This window comes from Paraburkholderia lebeckiae, assembly GCF_050436325.1.
Lineage (GTDB): Bacteria > Pseudomonadota > Gammaproteobacteria > Burkholderiales > Burkholderiaceae > Paraburkholderia > Paraburkholderia tuberum.
In genome coordinates, this window is record NZ_JBNDLZ010000002.1 from 1,842,404 (window position 1) to 1,860,188 (window position 17,785).

Sequence of the window (17,785 nt, forward strand, 5' to 3'; positions counted from 1 at the left end):
TACGAAACAAGAGTAAGTTCGGAAACTATACACGCGGGTTTTTGTGCCCGCAAGAAGATGCTTGGAGAGTGAAATACAGGTTGACAAAAGGCGGCGCTGTTTCCAGAAGGAAACTTCGTCAGACTTCGGGCGGGTGTCACGCCCGCGCGTCAAGCATCTGGCGCGCCGTTCTCCTCCAGCACCGCCATCAACCGGTCGACCAGCACACGCGCGAACGGCGGCAAGTCCTTCAGACTGCGCACGCAGATCTTCAGCTTGCGCTCGGCCCACGGATCGTTCAGGCCGACGATCGCGATCTGCATCGTCTTTCTGTGCCGCAGCGCTACCGACTCCGGCACGATGCCGATTCCGACACCCGCCTCGATCATCCGGCACGCGGCCTCGAAGTTGCCGACCTGGATGCGAAGTTTGAGACGCGCGCCGAGCGCATCGGCGGCACTCGTGATGAACGCGTGAATCGCGCTCGACGTCGGCAGGCTCACGAAGTTCGCGTTCAGCACCTGCGAGAAATCGACCGACGCTTGTCTCGCGAACGGATGCTCGCACGACGTAACCAGCACGAGCCGATCGTCGCGATATGGCAGCATCTGCAGATGCTCGGCATGCACATTGCCCGCGACGATGCCGATATCGGTCGCGCTGTCGGCGACGCCCTTGACGATCTCGCCGCTCAGCACTTCGCGCAGATCGATGTTCACGTCCGGGTGATCGCGCAGGAAACGGCTCAGCACGGCCGGCAGAAACTCGCTGATCGCGGTCGTGTTGGCCCAGATGCGCACGTGGCCCTTGATGCCCTCGCCATACTCCTGCATGTCGCCGGCCAGATGCTCGACGCGTTCGAGCACGAGCCGCGCGTGATGCACGAAGGCTTCGCCCGCGGGTGTCGGCGTCACGCCCTGGCTGGTTCGATAGAGCAGCTTGATGCCGAGCTGCTCCTCGAGATTCTTGACCCGGTTGCTGGCGGCCGGCGCCGATAGGTGCGAACGCTCCGCCGCACGCGCGAGGTTGCGCGTGTCGGCGATATGCAGGAGCAGGCGTAAATCTACGAAATCGAAGTGCATGATGAAAGCTGCTAGCGAAGCATGCGCAAAGCAAACTTTCATCTTAACCGGGTGCGGTGAAAATTTAGCCGGGGAAAGATCCGAATCGACAGATCACCTTGATGCGCGCACGGCTTAAGCCGACTCTCGCATCATCTCCGCTTGCGGTATCAGCTCGGCATCGGGCGAAATCTCTTCGAGCGTCTGCTGACTCGTTTCGATGCGCAGCGCGAGAATCGCGATACTCAGCAACAACAGCACGCCACCGACCATCGTCAGCACACCCGTCACGCCGAACTCCGTGTAGAGCAGCAGCGCGACGTAGGGTGTCGACATCGACGCCGCGCGGCCGCACGTGCCGGCCACGCCGGTGCCGCGCAAGCGATGCGCGGTCGGAAACAGCTCGGGGATATAGCCGAACAGGCCGAGCGTGCAGACCGTATAGATCGTCGTGACGAGCGCGAAACCGACGACCGCGATCGGCACTGGCGCGCGCATCTGCACGTAGACGAAGCCGAGCACGATCGTTGCAAGCGAGAACAGCACGATGCCGTTGCGTCGCCCCAGGCGGTCCGTCACGAGATAACCGACGACAGCGCCGGCGGGCGCACCGAACGACATCAGCAGCACGAAGCCGAGCGACTGCACGATGGTCAGGCCTTCCTTGACGAAGAACGTCGGCAGCCACGCGACGAAACCGTACAGCGACATGTTGATCGCCATGCAGGTCAGCGCGGCGACCAGCGTGCGGCCGATCATGCCGCGCGCGAACAGCGCCGAGAACGGCGCGGCCGGCACCTCGTGACTGACCACGCGCGAAACCGGCGGCAGCTTGCCGACGCGCGCCTCGACCTGTCGCTCGATTGCCGAGACGGTGGCCTCCGCCTCTTCGAGCCGGCCGACCGTTTCGAGCCAGCGCGGCGACTCTGGCATCCGATGCCGCAGGAACCACACGACCATCGCGCCAATCCCCGCGATCGCGAACATGTAGCGCCAGCCGAGATGTGGAATTACCCAATAGCCGACTGCGGTCGCGCCGAGCAGACCGGAGTTGATGATCAGCGCGAGCAGCGCGGTCCAGCGGCCGCGTGTGGCGGGTGGCACGAACTCACACAGCGTGCCGGCCGCGACCACGAGTTCGGCGCCAAGGCCAATGCCCATGACGAAGCGCAGCAGGATCAGCCAGTAGATGTTCGGCGCGAAGCAGGCGGCGAGCGATGCGATGCCGAAGATCGCGAGATTGGCCTGATACGAATAGCGTCGACCGAAGCGGTCGCCGAGATAGCCTGCCAGCCCCGCGCCGATCATCATGCCCATGAAGGTCGCGGAGATGAAGAACGAGCCGAGGCGGAGATCGGTGAAGCCGGTTTTGACCATCGCCGCGAGCACGCCGTTGGCGAGATAGATGTCGAAGGCGTCGAGGAAAGCACCCGCGCCGATCAGGCCGAGGATGTTCCAGTGGAAGCGGGTGATCGGCAGGCGGTCGAGGCGGGCGCCGGAGTTGATGGGGGCTGGCAAATTGTGTCTCCTGTCTTTTTAGGCGGCGCGCGGGCGAGAGGCGCGAGCGCGGAACAGTTCTGCGAGACCGCCTTCGTTCGATGCGGCGGCTCGGGGCAGAGCGCTGAACGGCCGTTGTCGGATCGTGCAGGGCCGTTGGCTTCAAGAGTGCGACAGGTGACGCGGAGTGGGAATTGGGCTTTTTGGAGGTGAGTGTTCCGGTTTGATTAAGGGAATGGCAAAAAAGCGATTTGCATACCCGAAAGGCGGCAGCGCGTCGAGGTCGATTAATGCAAGCCGTTTGGGTAACGGCCGCTCGCTAGTGAGCGTTCGCCAACTCGACAACGAAGTCCAGAAAGGCACGCGTCTTCGCCGGCCAGTGATGCCGTGACCGATAGCACGCGTAGAGGGGATAGCGCTCGTCAGGCCAGTCGGGAACGAGATTGATCAACCGCCCCTCTTTCCTGTCTCCGAATTACGGATTCCAGGCATCGGTGGCTCGGGCCTTCGAGATCTTCCGGCTTCGCCGGCCGCCCCAGTCGCGCGATGTACGACGGCGCGGCTACCGTCACCACGGCCGGGTCGAGCAGCTTGCGGCGCGATGAACTCGATTTCGAGTTCAGGATGCGCATCCATGAACCGATCGAGTCGTTGCCCAAAGCCGGTGACTGAGCCGGAGTTATCGCCGGCTCAAGCCCCGTCGCGCCATTTATCCCGCTGTCCGCTTCTGCACGGGCACTTCTGCGCCGGCGCTCCGCGCGACAGAGTCGCTGCGGTCCGTCCTCGTATTGATGAACCAGGCGGAAACCGAAGCCAACAAGAAGCAGCCGACGAAGAGGTGGAATACGACATTGAAGTCGTCATTCGTCCTGGTCAGGATGTAACCGACGATCAGCGGGGAAAGAAATCCTGCCAGCTGACCCGCCGCATTGACAAAGCCGATTGCGGACCCGACGACCTTGTTCGGCAGCGCGACGTTCGGGATGGTGTACAGCGAACAGCCGGCCATGGTTGAGAAAAAGTAGCCGATCGTCTGAAAGAACACCGCCGTTTCCGCGGTCTCCGCATGGGCCGTCAGATAGGCAAAGATGGCGGCCACGACGCAGCCGAGGACGACAAGCAATTCGCGACGATTGCGGAAGAACTTGTCGGAAAGAAAGCCCGTGATGCAATAGGCAATCGTGCCGACGAGAAATGGCACCGACGCCATAATGCCCATTCTGGCCGTCGAAAGGCCGCGCGCTTTCAGCAGATACGTCGGGAACCAGCTCATGATGCCCCACGAGGCGATGCTGAAAACGAACAAGGTGACGAAGCACCACCAGACCAGCGGCGTTTTCACCAAACCAGCAAAATCCGCTTTGCCGGCAGAGGCAGACAAAGATCTTTCGCTGGTACCGATTTCCTCCAATTCGATCTTCGAAACGTGCTTGCTGTCTTTCGGGCTGTTTCTGATATAGATCCAGCCGAATACGGCCATCGCGACACCGGGTATGAACAGACTCGTGAAAATCGCGCGCCATCCCCACGCGGCCATCACGGCCGCCACGAACAGCGGCGCCAGTGCGGGTCCCAGCGCATTAGTGGTCATCATCAGCCCGGTTGCCCGTCCCACTTCGCGCTTTGGGAACCACGCCGACAGGGCCTTGAACGCGGAGGGAGGAAAGAGCGCTTCGCCGATGCCGAACGCGACCCGCACCACCAGCATCAAGCCGAGCGAATTGCACAGTCCGGTAAGCGCGGTGAAAATCGTCCACCAGGCGATGCCGATCGTCGTCATCAGCCGCGGACCGAATCTGTCTGCAAGCAGGCCAGCCGGGATCTGACATAGCGCGTAGCTAAAGAAGAACGCGCTCAGGATTCCACCCATTTCCATCGCGGACAGATGAAACTCGGACGCAATGAATGGAATAGCCGCTGCCATGATCATTCTGTCCATGTAACACAGCAGATAGATTGCGAACAAAATAAGCAGTACGAGGTAGCGATGTCTCCAACGAAAGCGCATGAGATCTTCCTTATTATTAAATGACAGCGATGACACGAAACCCGAGCTTTAGCCGATCAATTGGCGGTACGAGAACGACTTGAAATCGGCAGGCTCGCGAAAGCCAAGCATGTCGTTGACGGTGATACCTGCGAATGCCCCCGTGAAGCCGATGGGGGTTGCATATTCATCGCTGAGTTTCGTGAAATCCTTTTCCAGTTCAAGGTCCTTCCAGTCACCGTGCGTCAAGCGATAGAAGAAGCGCAGTTTCGCGTCCACGACGCGAATCCGCAGGTCGATCCCGGTGGCCTCGGGCAGCGTCGCCAGTCGATTGCTGTAGGCGAAGCTGCCAGCATCCATTTCCATGTAGGACAGGATTTTTGAGCCGTCGTCGTCGCGCGTGACGAACAGATAGTAGAAAGTGTTCTCGTCGTAACGCGCCATGAGCCCAGCCATGTGCAGATATGACTTGGGTGAAAATTCCAGCGCGGTTTCGACCTCGAACTGCCAGTCGCGGATGCGACAGGCCAACAAGCTTTGATGGAACCGCGAAGTCGGCGACTCTTGCCCCCTTATTCGCAGATAGCCCGGACGTTCGTGAAGATTGCACCAGTCGTCGCCGATGGGGATGCGCAGACTCTGCAGTTCCAGGGGCAGCGCGGCACGTTGTCCGAAATCGATCGTCCAACTGCTGTCGAGCCTTTGCTCGATATCCGAGCCAATCGCAAAAGATTCGGCGGGAACCACTCCGCCACTGGCGAGGCGGGGCCAGTCGGCATGCCATTCGATAGGTGCGACACAGGTTTCACGGCCTAGCGGCGAGCGCTTCGTGTGCGCATCGATCGGTCTCGATCCGAGGTACGTCATGTACCACTGGCCGTTGGGACCCTCGACCAGATTGCCGTGGCCGGTCCGCTGAATCCGTCCATTCGCGTCGCGCGACGTGAGCATCGGCGTATCAGGATGAAGTTCGTATGGACCGAAAATGTCGCGGGACCTAGATACACACGTTGCATGTGTATAGCCTGTGCCCCCCTCCGCTGTGATCAGGTAATACCAGTCTCCCTTCTTCAGCAAATGCGGAGCCTCGTAGATCTGACATTTCATGAAGTAATCGGTCTTCAGGTTGGCGCCTTTATAAACGACGTGCTCTTCGCCGATCAGCTTTTCCTCCTGCACCGAGTATTCCCGCAGAACGATTCCGACGAACAGGTCTTCGTAGATACCTCTGAAATCGCGCCGGATATAGGCGAGCCACTTTTTGCCAGATTCGTCGTGGAACAGGGATGGATCGTATCCACCGGACACGAGATGCACGGGCTCCGACCAGGGTCCGGTGATGTCCGGGGCGGTTACGAGGTAGTTGTGCATGTCACGAAGCGGGGAGATCTTCTGCTCGCCTTTCCATGCCTTGGTGTCGGTATAGACGAGCCAATAAAGACCGTCGTGATAGGAGAGGGCTGGCGCCCATATGCCTCCAGACGGCTGCTCTCCGATCAGGTTCAATTGCGATAGCCTGTCGAGAGGCGTGGCCTCGAGTTCCCAGTTGACGAAATCTTTTGATTCGTAAATGAGAACGCCCGGATACCATTCAAACGTTGAAACCGCGATATACCAGGCATCCTTGCCACGGCATACGCAAGGATCCGGGTTGAAGCCGCGCAGAACTGGATTTTGAATAGTACTCATCGGGAGGGTATTTTTTTGACGTGCTGAGAGGAACAGATCTTCTTTACCGACGACGTTGCGACACCGAAAAAAACTTTCCGCTCAACCGGATGCCCTGAGCACGCCCGCTCCCTCGATATATAGGAATCCTGCTATGAAGGCGCGACGGAAAACGGCATTGTCAGAAGCATTAGGAATCGCCCACAACACTCCGCGCCCGCAGAATCACCGGCATATCGACCATCCTCCCATCCACGGCAACCGTGGCGCCATGGCTCGCCTCGACAGCCGCAAGCACCCGTTGCGCCCACTCCACCTCGGCGTCACTCCATGCATACGCGCGATGCACCGACTCGATCTGCTTCGGATGAATGCAAAGCTTGCCGCCGAAACCGAACCGCCGGCCGCGCCGCGCATCAGCTCGCACCGCATCGGCATCGGTAATGGTCGTCGACACGCCATCCACCGGCGCATCAATGCCAGCCAGCCTCGACGCAAGCACGATCTGCGAGCGAAACAGATGCAACTCCTCGCCATCCCCATCGATGCCGAGATCGATCTGAAAATCCAGCGTACCGAACACGATCCGTAGCACGCGCGGCGCGCCGCATAACTCCGCAAGATTCGCGAACCCGCGCGCAGTCTCGACAATCGGCAGCACGCTCAACGCCGGATGCGCGTTCGCCAGCACCGCGCCGATCTGTTCGCGCGTCTCAGCCTTCGGCAGCACGATTCCGGCGACGCCGGTCTGCCCAACGAGCGCCGCAACGTCATCTGGAAACCATGGCGTATCCGAGCCATTGATACGCACCCAGGCGGTCCGCGATGCGTTAGCCGACACCGCGGCCACAACGGCCGCACGCGCCGGCACCTTCTGATCCGGCTGCACCGCGTCTTCCAGATCGAGAATCACGGCATCCGCGCCGGCCGCATAGGCCTTGTCAAACCGCTCAGGCCGATTCCCAGGCACGAACAGATACGACCGGGGCAACGCGCTCATGCCGCCACCATCGTGCGCGAAGTTGCATCGAATATCGAGCCAATCTGCTTCTCGTCGGCAATATGCCATGCGCGGCGAAGCAGTTGCGCCGCCTCCTCTTCGCTAGCCGCACCCGAAAACGCCGCCAGCCGATGCAGCTTCGTCGCAATCTCGTCGCGCGACAAGGTATTGCCTGGATCGCCCTTCGGCTCATCGACACGCCCATCGAACACGCGGCCGTCGGTCGTCGTCACCGTGACCTTGCCGATCCAGCGTGCGGGATAGGCGGCGTCGACTTCAGCGTCGAGCGCCATTGTGACCTTGTCGCGAAACGCGGCGATCTCGCTCGCGTCGAAACCCTGCTCGAATTCGGTCACGCCGGCATAGCCGTGATGGGCGACCAGCCCGAGCACTGTGCCCATGTTGAACTTCGCCTGATGTACGCTGCGCGGCGCGACCACGGGACCGAGGACATCGATCGCGCCTTGATGCACGTGCGCGACGACCTTCGCGATGTCGCGCGGCGCGAAACGATGCGTCTGCATGACGGCGAGCAGCGCATCGGCGGCCGGATGCGTATGGCGGCACGCCGCGTGATACTTGAACGACGTCTCCGCGGTCGCCCAGCGGCTGCCAAGCCGATCGACGAGGCGCGCCGGATCGGCGTCGCTCGACATGCCCGCGGCCATGCCCTGGGCGCCTTCGAGAATGTGCGTCGCGCCCTTGAAGCCGTCGGCGGCGAGTTGCGCGGCCATCAGGCCGTTCGCGGCGGCCATCGCGGTGTGCAGTTGCTTCGAGTCGGCGGCGTCGCGCAGAAATTCCCATAGGCCGCTCGCCTGCGTGCCCGCCGAGCCGAACGCATCGAGCATCCGCGACGGCAACAAACCCAGCAAGCGTCCTGCCGTTGCCGCGGCCGCGACCGTGCCGACCGTGCCCGTGGTGTGAAACACCTTGTAGTGCGAGCGCCCGAGAAATTCGCCGATGCGAATGCCGACCTCGTATCCCGCCACCGCCGCCGCGATGAAGTCGCGCCCCGACGCTCGCTTTGCCTGTGCCAACGCGAGCGCAACCGGAAACACCACGGTCGCCGGATGAAACACCGAGCCATTGTGCACATCGTCCTGTTCGGCGAAATGCGATGCCGCGCCGTTGATCATCGCGGCGAAATACGGCGTGGTGCGACCGCGGTCGATCAGCACCTCGCAGAGGCCCCCGTTCGTCGCCCCCGCTGCCGCGCGTGCGAACCGTGCGATCGTCTCGACCGGGCGCGCGCCTTTGCCGGCCAGCGCCGAGCCAAGCCAATCGACGTACAGGTTGACGGTACGCTCGACGACCTCGTGCGGGATGCGGTCGAAGTCGAGTTGCGCGGCGAAAGTGGCAAGCGTGAGACTGGGATGGTCGTTCATGAGGTCGTTACCGAATCAGATCGTGCCCGCCGCGCGCAGCGCGTCGATACGCCCATTGTCGTAGCCAAGCTCACGCAGAATTGCTTCCGTATGTTGACCAAGCGTGGGCACAGGGTCCATTCGCGGCTCGAGGTCGGAAGGCAGACCGGGCGGCCGCAATGCCGGTATCGCGCCCGTTGCAGTGCCGACTTCCTGCCAGCGCTCGCGCGCCTTCAGTTGCGGATGCGCCCACACGTCGGCGAGCGTATTCATCTGCGCGTTCGCGATGCCTGCCTCATCGAGTCGATCGATCACGTGCGCCGCGCTCTGCTTCGCGAACGCCGCGACGATCACCTCGCGCAAGGCGTCGCGCGCCGCAGTGCGTTTCGAGTTCGATGCGAAGCGTTCGTCGGTTGCCAGTTCAGGCCGTTCGAGCACGCGCTCGCAGAATAGCTTCCATTCGCGTTCGTTCTGCAGGCCAAGCATGACCGTCTTGCCGTCGCCAGCGGGAAACGGGCCATAAGGATAGATCGTTGCATGCGCGGCGCCCGCAAGCGCGGGCTGCGACTGACCGTCGATCGCGTAGTAGAGCGGATAACCCATCCACTCGACCATGCTCTCGAGCATCGATACATCGATGCGGCAACCGCGTCCTGTGCGTCCACGCTGCAACAGCGCGCTCAGGATGTTCGAATACGCGTACATGCCCGCCGCGATATCGGCGATCGAACAGCCCGCTTTCGCTGGCGCGCCGGGCGAACCCGTGATCGACAGGAAGCCGGACTCGCTTTGAATCAGCAGGTCGTACGCCTTCTTGTCGCGATACGGACCGTCCGCGCCGTAGCCGGAAATATCGCAGACGATCAACTTCGGATACTTGTGGCTCAATGTGTCGTAGCCGAGGCCAAGCCGTTCGGCCGCGCCTGGCGCGAGGTTCTGCACGAGCACGTCGGCATCGGCAACCAACGCATCGAGAATCTCGGCCGCCGCGGGCTGCTTCAGGTCGAGCGAAAGACTCTCCTTCGAGCGATTGGTCCACACGAAGTGCGACGACAGCCCATGCACGCGTTCGTCATAGCCGCGCGCGAAATCGCCGACACCGGGCCGTTCGATCTTGATCACGCGCGCCCCGAGATCGGCCAGTTGACGCGTGCAGAACGGCGCGGCAATCGCGTGTTCGAGCGTGATGACCTTGATACCGTCGAGTGGTCTCATGATGTCCGTCAGCGGGTCAGAACGAACGCGGCAGCCCGAGGATATGCTCGGCCACGTACGAGAGAATCAGATTGGTCGATATCGGCGCGACTTGATACAGACGCGTTTCACGAAACTTGCGCTCGACGTCGTACTCGCACGCGAAGCCGAAGCCGCCGTGAAATTGCAGGCACGCATTGGCCGCTTCCCACGACGCATCCGCCGCGAGCAGCTTCGCCATATTCGCCTGCGCACCGCACGGTTGATGTGCGTCGAAACGACGTGCCGCTTCGAAGCGCATCAGGCTCGCTGCCTCGACGTTGATGAACGAGCGCGCGATCGGAAACTGCACGCCCTGGTTCTGTCCGATCGGCCGGCCGAACACGACGCGTTCCTTCGCGTATTCGGTGACTTTATCGACAAACCAGTAACCGTCGCCGATGCATTCCGCGGCGATCAGCGTGCGCTCCGCGTTCAGGCCATCGAGAATGTATTTGAAGCCTTGCCCTTCCTCGCCGATCAGATTCTCGGCCGGAATTTCGAGGTTGTCGAAAAAGAGCTCGTTGGTCTCGTGATTGACCATGTTCAGAATCGGCTGCACGGTCAGGCCATGACCGATCGCCTCGCGCAGATCGACGATGAAGATCGACATGCCCTCTGATTTCCTCTTCACGTCCGCGAGCGAAGTGGTGCGTGCGAGCAGAATCATCAGGTCCGAGTGTTGCACGCGCGAGATCCACACCTTCTGACCGTTGATCACGTAACGGTCACCGCGCCGCTCTGCGGTCGTCTTGATCTTCGTCGTATCGGTGCCGGCGGTCGGCTCGGTCACGCCCATCGATTGCAAACGCAGGTCGCCGTTCGCGATCTTCGGCAGATACTTGCGCTTCTGTTCTTCCGAACCGTGCCGCAGCAGCGTGCCCATGTTGTACATCTGCCCGTGGCACGCGCCCGAGTTGCCGCCCGCGCGATTGATCTCCTCCATGATCACCGACGCTTCCGTGAGCCCGAGCCCCGAGCCGCCGAAGTCCTGCGGAATCAGCGCGGCGAGCCAACCGGCCTTCGTCAGCGCGTCTACGAACTCTTCCGGATAGCCGCGCGCCTCGTCGATCTTGCGAAAGTACTCGCCGGAAAACTGCTGACACAGATCGCGCACGGCTTCGCGAATGTCCTCGAACGAATCGTGTTGCGTGGTTTGCATAGTCGAGTCTCGCGGAATTCAGGCGAGCGCGGCGGTCGCGCGCATGGTCAGATAACCTTCGTGGTCTTTCGCCCACAGGTCGATGGTCTTGCCGTCGGCGGCGGGCTTGCCGCATACCGTGAACGGCAGGTCCGCGAACGTGGGGCGAAGCGCGCGAAACGCGAAGCTTTGCAGCGTCGCTTGCTGCAGTTCTCGGCGCACGAGATCGACCAACAGCGTCGCGATCAGCGGGCCATGCACGACGAGGCCCGGATAGCCTTCGACCTGCGTGACATAAGGATGGTCGTAGTGAATGCGATGGCCGTTGAAAGTCAGCGCCGAGTAGCGGAACAGCATCACGGCATCGGCGTCGATCGTGCGGCGCCATGTTTCGTCTTCGGGCGCGGGCGCCGGCTGTTGCGGCCGCGCGCCCTCCTGCGGCGCGTCGCGATAGACGATGTCGTGCTCCTCTTCGAGCTTCAACTCGCCATCGACTTCGATCGTATGTTGCACGGTGACGAACACGAGGCGGCCCGAGCGGCCGGTCTTGTCCTCGATATTGGCGATCGTCGACGTGCGCCGCGCATGCTCGCCGATCTTCAGCGGCGCATGAAACGTGAGCCGGCCGCCAGCCCACATGCGGCGCGGCAGTGGCACGGGCGGCAGAAAACCGCCACGCTTCGGATGTCCGTCGGGACCGACTTCGGATAGCGGCGTGACCGGCAGAAAGTACAGCCAGTGCCACAACGGCGGCACGGTGTTACCGCTTTCCTCGCGATCGAGCGTGGCGGCAAGCGCCTTCAATGGAAACGCGGTGATGTCGTCTTCGGCCACCGCCTGCTTGTTGAGCCAATCGTCGAGTTTCTCTGGGGCAGCGGACATGACGGAGTCTCCAGATTCAGTGTGTTGGTCCTCGTTAGGGCCCACTATGACCGACGCGCTGCGTTCCGCGAAGTTCGATTTTCCGAAGCGGGCCTTTGTTTTTCGTTAAGACGTTAAACCCGATCGGCGATTCGATGTGGCTTGACCTTAGTGCCGGGCCGCGACGGCACCCCTGCGCCTGTTTGCTTATTTGAGCCCGAGCCGTTTAGCCAGCCAACTTAGATTCGCCCGGTCCAGCCCCAGCTCGCGCGCGACCGCGGCCCAGTTCTGCCTGTTGCGGATCAGCGCTTCGAAAACGAGATTGCGTTCGAACTCGGTGAGCGCCCGCGCCGTCCGGCGAATTTACGCTGCAGCCTGGCGACAAGCCGTTGGTGCTGATCAGCAGCGGCGTTGGCATTACGCCGACGATGGCGATGCTGCAAGCCGCGCTGAAGACCAATCGTACGGTGCATTTCATTCACGCGGCCCGTCATGGTGGCGTGCATGCATTCCGCGGCGCAATCGATGCATTGGCCGCACGCCATCCTCAACTGAAGCGCTTCTATTGCTACGAGGAGCGCCGTGATGGCGATGCCGAAGCGCACGCGCTACGTCGACGAAGCGAATCTGAAGAAGTGGTTGCCGGAAACGCACGATGTCGACGTGTATTTCCTCGGGCCCGTCGCGTTCATGAAGGCGATCAAGAAAGGCCTGAAGGTGATCGACGTGCCGGAATCGCAGAGCCGTTATGAGTTCTTTGGGCCGGCTGCCGCGCTCGAATAACACACTCGAGTAATGGACGAGTACCTGCCCTCTTTGAATCGCTGCGAAGCGTATTCGAAGACGGGCATGTTCGGGCTTCGATCACGCCGGCGGGTTTGGCCTCGTAAAAAGCGGGCCAGATCTGCCGCGCCTTCTAGCGCTCCCTTCTGCGGCGAAACGCCCACCAGCCTGTCAGCCCGGTAAAGCCGGCGACCAGCACCACCATCAGCCAGAAGCCATGCTTGTTCTCGGCGAGCGGAATGCCACCGACGTTCATGCCGAAGAAACCGGCGACGATATTGATCGGCATCGCCAGCACCGTGACGAGCGTCAGCGTAAATAGCGTCCGGTTGTTCTGCTCCTCGAGGCGCGAGATGATTTCTTCCTGCAGCAATCTGACCCGCTCGATCAATCCCGCTACGTCCGAAAGCACGACCGAGAACTCCTCCGTCGATTCACGCAGATCTTGCACGTCTTCCGCATGAAGCCAGCGAGGCGGCCTCGCCAGCAAGCGGAAAATCGCGCCCGGTTCGGGTGCCAGCATGCGTTGCAGGCGTGTCAGCGTGCGACGCATCGCGCCGAGGTCCAGGCGGTTTTGCGTCGGCCGTTGCGACAGAAAACGATCCTCGATTCGATCGACGTCCGCACTGGTTCGGCGGACGATCTGCACGAGCAGGTCGGCCTGGTCGCGCATCAGATGAACTAGCAGCTCGGCAGGCGACCTGAATATTTCACCTTCGCGCACCGACGCGCGCAAACGGTCGACCGAGCGCAGCGGCTTCAGGCGCGCCGTCACGATGAGCCGCTTATGTGCGTAGATCCACAGCGTCGCGATTTCTGACGGGATGAATTCGAGGTTGAACATGACGTCGTTGACGACCGCGCGCAGTGCGCCGTCCGCATGCTCGATCCGCGTCGAATGCGAGCCTTCGCGCAAGGCGTCGAAAAAAGTTTCGGGCAGATCGAGTTGTGACCGCATCCAGCGCTCGCTCGCGCTATGCGCGAGATTGAAGTGAAGCCATAGAAACTCGCCAGCGTCCGTTGCGCTTGTGCCGGAATCGTCCTCGCGCTCGCGGAACCAGTCGATGACTTCGTCCGCGTCGATCGGCCGTCCGGCGAGCGTCGGCGAAAACCGGAAACCGCAGACCATACCCGACGAATCCGCGCCGTAGGTTTGCATTGCCAGATCTGATTTCATTGGTCGTTCGATGCCAGCGCTTCCGAAAGGAATACATGAGCATAGCGCGAACAATTGAAAGAGAGTTGACGCACGCACTTTCCGGCGTCGTATTGTCGAATTGTGGCAGCTCGATTGTCTCCGAAACGTCATCTCTGCCGAAGACGGCCGCGTAAACGCAAAAACCCCACCGCGGCGGGTGGGGTTTCTGACGTGGGGGGGAGCCTGACGATTACCTACTTTCACACGGGCAATCCGCACTATCATCGGCGTGGAGTCGTTTCACGGTCCTGTTCGGGATGGGAAGGGGTGGGACCGACTCGCTATGGTCATCAGGCATGACGGGTTGCTGCGTCGCAGGGGTTGGAGTCAACCGGTTGCGCCACAGCCAATCGGGAAGAAGCGTAAAGGATTCGTGTGGGGGGTTGTGTTGTTTCTGGCACAACACTGAATCCCAACCGTGCGTTTCTGTTAGCTCCCGCGGGAGTTCACACCAATCCCCTTCGGGGATCGGACCCGCGCAAGTGCTGAAGCACTAACGCGGGTCGAGACACACCTGTTATAGGATCAAGCCTTACGGGCAATTAGTATCAGTTAGCTCAGTACATTACTGTACGTGCACACCTGACCTATCAACGTCCTGGTCTTGAACGACCCTTCAAGGGGCTCGAAGCCCCGGGGATATCTCATCTTAAGGCGAGTTTCCCGCTTAGATGCTTTCAGCGGTTATCTCTTCCGAACATAGCTACCCGGCGATGCCACTGGCGTGACAACCGGTACACCAGAGGTTCGTCCACTCCGGTCCTCTCGTACTAGGAGCAGCCCCCTTCAAATATCCAGCGCCCACGGCAGATAGGGACCAAACTGTCTCACGACGTTTTAAACCCAGCTCACGTACCTCTTTAAATGGCGAACAGCCATACCCTTGGGACCGGCTACAGCCCCAGGATGAGATGAGCCGACATCGAGGTGCCAAACACCGCCGTCGATATGAACTCTTGGGCGGTATCAGCCTGTTATCCCCAGAGTACCTTTTATCCGTTGAGCGATGGCCCTTCCATACAGAACCACCGGATCACTATGACCTGCTTTCGCACCTGTTCGACTTGTCAGTCTCACAGTCAAGCACGCTTATGCCATTGCACTATCAGCACGATTTCCGACCGTACCTAGCGTACCTTCGTACTCCTCCGTTACACTTTGGGAGGAGACCGCCCCAGTCAAACTGCCTACCATGCACGGTCCCCGACCCGGATCACGGGCCAAGGTTAGAACCTCAAACAGATCAGGGTGGTATTTCAAGGACGGCTCCACGCAGACTGGCGTCCACGCTTCATAGCCTCCCACCTATCCTACACAGACCGGTTCAAAGTCCAATGCAAAGCTACAGTAAAGGTTCATGGGGTCTTTCCGTCTAGCCGCGGGGAGATTGCATCATCACAAACACTTCAACTTCGCTGAGTCTCGGGAGGAGACAGTGTGGCCATCGTTACGCCATTCGTGCAGGTCGGAACTTACCCGACAAGGAATTTCGCTACCTTAGGACCGTTATAGTTACGGCCGCCGTTTACCGGGACTTCAATCAGGAGCTTGCACCCCATCATTTAATCTTCCGGCACCGGGCAGGCGTCACACCCTATACGTCCACTTTCGTGTTTGCAGAGTGCTGTGTTTTTATTAAACAGTCGCAGCCACCAGTTTATTGCAACCCCTTCACCCTTCTGGCGCAGGCCAGTCAGGCTACCAGGGCGTACCTTATCCCGAAGTTACGGTACCAATTTGCCGAGTTCCTTCTCCCGAGTTCTCTCAAGCGCCTTAGAATACTCATCTCGCCCACCTGTGTCGGTTTGCGGTACGGTCACTGTGAAACTGAAGCTTAGAGGCTTTTCCTGGAACCCCTTCCAGTTGCTTCGCCACCGAAGTGGCTCGCCTCGCACCCTTGAATTACGCGCCCGGATTTGCCAAAGCGCCTTCTCCAATGCAAGGACCGGGACTTCCAACACCCGGACAACCTTCCGCGATCCGTCCCCCCATCGCATTTCACAATGGTGCAGAAATATTAATCTGCTTCCCATCAGCTACGCATTTCTGCCTCGCCTTAGGGGCCGACTCACCCTACGCCGATGAACGTTGCGTAGGAAACCTTGGGCTTACGGCGAGGGGGCCTTTCACCCCCTTTATCGCTACTCATGTCAGCATTCGCACTTCCGATACCTCCAGCACACTTTCCAGTGCACCTTCGCAGGCTTACGGAACGCTCTCCTACCATGCACATTACTGTGCATCCGCAGCTTCGGTATATGGCTTAGCCCCGTTACATCTTCCGCGCAGGACGACTCGATCAGTGAGCTATTACGCTTTCTTTAAAGGGTGGCTGCTTCTAAGCCAACCTCCTGACTGTTTTAGCCTTCCCACTTCGTTTCCCACTTAGCCATATTTGGGGACCTTAGCTGGCGGTCTGGGTTGTTTCCCTCTTGACACCGGACGTTAGCACCCGATGTCTGTCTCCCGTGATTGCACTCTTCGGTATTCGGAGTTTGCTATGGCGTAGTAATCCGCAATGGACCCCACAACCATGACAGTGCTCTACCCCCGAAGGTGATACACGAGGCACTACCTAAATAGTTTTCGGAGAGAACCAGCTATTTCCAGGTTTGTTTAGCCTTTCACCCCTATCCACAGCTCATCCCCTAACTTTTCAACGTTAGTGGGTTCGGTCCTCCAGCACGTGTTACCGTGCCTTCAACCTGGCCATGGATAGATCACCTGGTTTCGGGTCTACACCCAGCGACTGGACGCCCTGTTCGGACTCGCTTTCGCTACGCCTGCCCTAATCGGTTAAGCTCGCCACTGAATGTAAGTCGCTGACCCATTATACAAAAGGTACGCCGTCACCCCTTCGCAGAGGCTCCGACTGTTTGTATGCATGCGGTTTCAGGATCTGTTTCACTCCCCTCCCGGGGTTCTTTTCGCCTTTCCCTCACGGTACTGGTTCACTATCGGTCGATCACGAGTATTTAGCCTTGGAGGATGGTCCCCCCATCTTCAGACAGGATTTCACGTGTCCCGCCCTACTTCTCGTACACCCAGTTCTTTCCCGCTGTTTTCGTCTACAGGGCTATCACCTGCTATGGCCGCACTTTCCAGAGCGTTCGACTAACAATGAGAATAAAGAGTACAGGCTGATCCCATTTCGCTCGCCACTACTTTGGGAATCTCGGTTGATTTCTTTTCCTGCGGTTACTTAGATGTTTCAGTTCACCGCGTTCGCTTCACGCAGCCTATGGATTCAGCTGCGGATACTCCATTAGGAGTGGGTTTCCCCATTCGGACATCTCCGGATCAATGCTCGTTTGCCAGCTCCCCGGAGCTTTTCGCAGGCTACCGCGTCCTTCATCGCCTGTGATCGCCAAGGCATCCACCACATGCACTTGTTCGCTTGACCCTATAACGGGTGTGTCTCTGGGTCGACCCACGTGAGCGCTTGAGCGCTTACGTGGGTCCCATCCCCGGAGGGGACAGACGCACTCGCTACAGGTTGAGTATTCGTGTTGCGCCGTATTCCAAAGCGATCTCTCGATCACCTTTAAAATACATCGATACAATCACAACCCTGATTCACCTACTCACACACCCATCTCCAGGCATGCTTTCGTGAATCTCTTTACTACTTCTTCCTGATTGTTAAAGAACGACAGCCGGTATGAAGCCTCTGCCTCATACCGCCCTGACTGGCTCAATCGCCAATGCGCAACGCTCTGCCTGCAGGCAGAACACTGCGCATTGAGGATTGGTGGAGGATGACGGGATCGAACCGACGACCCCCTGCTTGCAAAGCAGGTGCTCTCCCAGCTGAGCTAATCCCCCTGTCCCACAGCCATTCCAGCGGCCCCAGCCCTTCAGCTCACCCGACACGACACTGGTGGGTCTGGATGGATTCGAACCATCGACCCCCGCCTTATCAAGACGGTGCTCTAACCGGCTGAGCTACAGACCCCTGCTGTCTGTCTGCGTTGCTGCCATTAACCACAGCCGATAAGCGTGAGCACTTGAAT

General features: G+C 60.0%; 10 protein-coding genes, 2 tRNA genes, 2 rRNA genes and 2 pseudogenes. 1 reads left to right on the forward strand and 15 read right to left on the reverse strand.

Annotated elements, in window-relative coordinates; translation table 11 throughout:
• Positions 1–149 precede the first annotated feature (149 nt).
• The 10 genes and pseudogenes from OKW44_RS11655 to OKW44_RS11700 form a co-directional block, all read right to left on the reverse strand.
• Positions 150–1,061 carry a LysR family transcriptional regulator gene (locus tag OKW44_RS11655; RefSeq protein WP_026225851.1) on the reverse strand — a complete coding sequence of 304 codons (912 nt, stop codon included), beginning with the start codon at positions 1,059–1,061 and terminating at the stop codon, positions 150–152.
• Between the two features lie 114 nt (positions 1,062–1,175).
• A complete protein-coding gene (locus tag OKW44_RS11660) occupies positions 1,176–2,558 on the reverse strand; it encodes an MFS transporter (RefSeq protein ID WP_018420743.1) in 1,383 nt (460 codons plus the stop codon).
• Positions 2,559–2,856: 298 nt separating this feature from the next.
• Positions 2,857–3,203 (reverse strand): annotated as a pseudogene (locus tag OKW44_RS11665) (type 2 periplasmic-binding domain-containing protein); the annotation flags it as partial.
• Positions 3,204–3,246: 43 nt separating this feature from the next.
• A complete protein-coding gene (locus tag OKW44_RS11670; RefSeq protein ID WP_018420740.1) occupies positions 3,247–4,545 on the reverse strand; it encodes an MFS transporter in 1,299 nt (432 codons plus the stop codon).
• 48 nt (positions 4,546–4,593) lie between these two features.
• Positions 4,594–6,213: a glycoside hydrolase family 43 protein gene (locus OKW44_RS11675; protein WP_026225850.1), complete on the reverse strand. Its 1,620-nt coding sequence runs from the start codon at positions 6,211–6,213 to the stop codon at positions 4,594–4,596.
• Positions 6,214–6,382: 169 nt separating this feature from the next.
• Positions 6,383–7,192, reverse strand: a complete 810-nt coding sequence (locus OKW44_RS11680) for an HpcH/HpaI aldolase/citrate lyase family protein (RefSeq protein WP_018420738.1) — start codon at positions 7,190–7,192, stop codon at positions 6,383–6,385.
• Complete coding sequence (locus tag OKW44_RS11685) at positions 7,189–8,577, reverse strand: MmgE/PrpD family protein (protein WP_018420737.1); 1,389 nt, start codon at positions 8,575–8,577, stop codon at positions 7,189–7,191. The genes OKW44_RS11680 and OKW44_RS11685 overlap by 4 nt, the downstream gene beginning before the upstream one ends.
• 15 nt (positions 8,578–8,592) lie before the next feature.
• Positions 8,593–9,771 carry a CaiB/BaiF CoA transferase family protein gene (locus tag OKW44_RS11690; protein ID WP_018420736.1) on the reverse strand — a complete coding sequence of 393 codons (1,179 nt, stop codon included), beginning with the start codon at positions 9,769–9,771 and terminating at the stop codon, positions 8,593–8,595.
• Positions 9,772–9,787: 16 nt separating this feature from the next.
• Positions 9,788–10,951, reverse strand: coding sequence for an acyl-CoA dehydrogenase family protein (locus OKW44_RS11695; RefSeq protein ID WP_018420735.1), 1,164 nt, complete (start codon positions 10,949–10,951; stop codon positions 9,788–9,790).
• A gap of 18 nt (positions 10,952–10,969) precedes the next feature.
• Positions 10,970–11,812 carry an HTD2 family dehydratase gene (locus tag OKW44_RS11700; protein WP_018420734.1) on the reverse strand — a complete coding sequence of 281 codons (843 nt, stop codon included), beginning with the start codon at positions 11,810–11,812 and terminating at the stop codon, positions 10,970–10,972.
• 326 nt (positions 11,813–12,138) lie between these two features.
• Here OKW44_RS11700 and OKW44_RS11705 point away from each other — a divergent pair.
• Positions 12,139–12,574 (forward strand): annotated as a pseudogene (locus OKW44_RS11705) (NO-inducible flavohemoprotein); the annotation flags it as partial.
• A gap of 133 nt (positions 12,575–12,707) precedes the next feature.
• On the opposite strand, the gene OKW44_RS11710 reads toward OKW44_RS11705, so the two are convergent.
• From OKW44_RS11710 to OKW44_RS11730, 5 genes are all read right to left on the reverse strand, one after another.
• Positions 12,708–13,751 carry a transporter gene (locus tag OKW44_RS11710; protein ID WP_018420732.1) on the reverse strand — a complete coding sequence of 348 codons (1,044 nt, stop codon included), beginning with the start codon at positions 13,749–13,751 and terminating at the stop codon, positions 12,708–12,710.
• A 202-nt stretch (positions 13,752–13,953) separates the two neighbouring features.
• Positions 13,954–14,067: ribosomal RNA gene (gene rrf, locus OKW44_RS11715) — 5S ribosomal RNA — on the reverse strand.
• A 226-nt stretch (positions 14,068–14,293) separates the two neighbouring features.
• Positions 14,294–17,175, reverse strand: a 23S ribosomal RNA gene (locus OKW44_RS11720).
• 346 nt (positions 17,176–17,521) lie between these two features.
• Positions 17,522–17,597 (reverse strand) — tRNA-Ala (locus OKW44_RS11725).
• 53 nt (positions 17,598–17,650) lie between these two features.
• Positions 17,651–17,727, reverse strand: a tRNA-Ile gene (locus OKW44_RS11730).
• Between the last annotated feature and the right edge of the window lie 58 nt (positions 17,728–17,785).

Coding starts and splice junctions, on each gene's coding strand:
- OKW44_RS11655 (WP_026225851.1), bottom strand. CDS start 1,061: ATGCACTTCGATTTCGTAGATTTACGCCTGCTCCTGCATATCGCCGAC.
- OKW44_RS11670 (WP_018420740.1), bottom strand. CDS start 4,545: ATGCGCTTTCGTTGGAGACATCGCTACCTCGTACTGCTTATTTTGTTC.
- OKW44_RS11675 (WP_026225850.1), bottom strand. CDS start 6,213: ATGAGTACTATTCAAAATCCAGTTCTGCGCGGCTTCAACCCGGATCCT.
- OKW44_RS11680 (WP_018420738.1), bottom strand. CDS start 7,192: ATGAGCGCGTTGCCCCGGTCGTATCTGTTCGTGCCTGGGAATCGGCCT.
- OKW44_RS11685 (WP_018420737.1), bottom strand. CDS start 8,577: ATGAACGACCATCCCAGTCTCACGCTTGCCACTTTCGCCGCGCAACTC.
- OKW44_RS11690 (WP_018420736.1), bottom strand. CDS start 9,771: ATGAGACCACTCGACGGTATCAAGGTCATCACGCTCGAACACGCGATT.
- OKW44_RS11695 (WP_018420735.1), bottom strand. CDS start 10,951: ATGCAAACCACGCAACACGATTCGTTCGAGGACATTCGCGAAGCCGTG.
- OKW44_RS11700 (WP_018420734.1), bottom strand. CDS start 11,812: ATGTCCGCTGCCCCAGAGAAACTCGACGATTGGCTCAACAAGCAGGCG.
- OKW44_RS11710 (WP_018420732.1), bottom strand. CDS start 13,751: ATGAAATCAGATCTGGCAATGCAAACCTACGGCGCGGATTCGTCGGGT.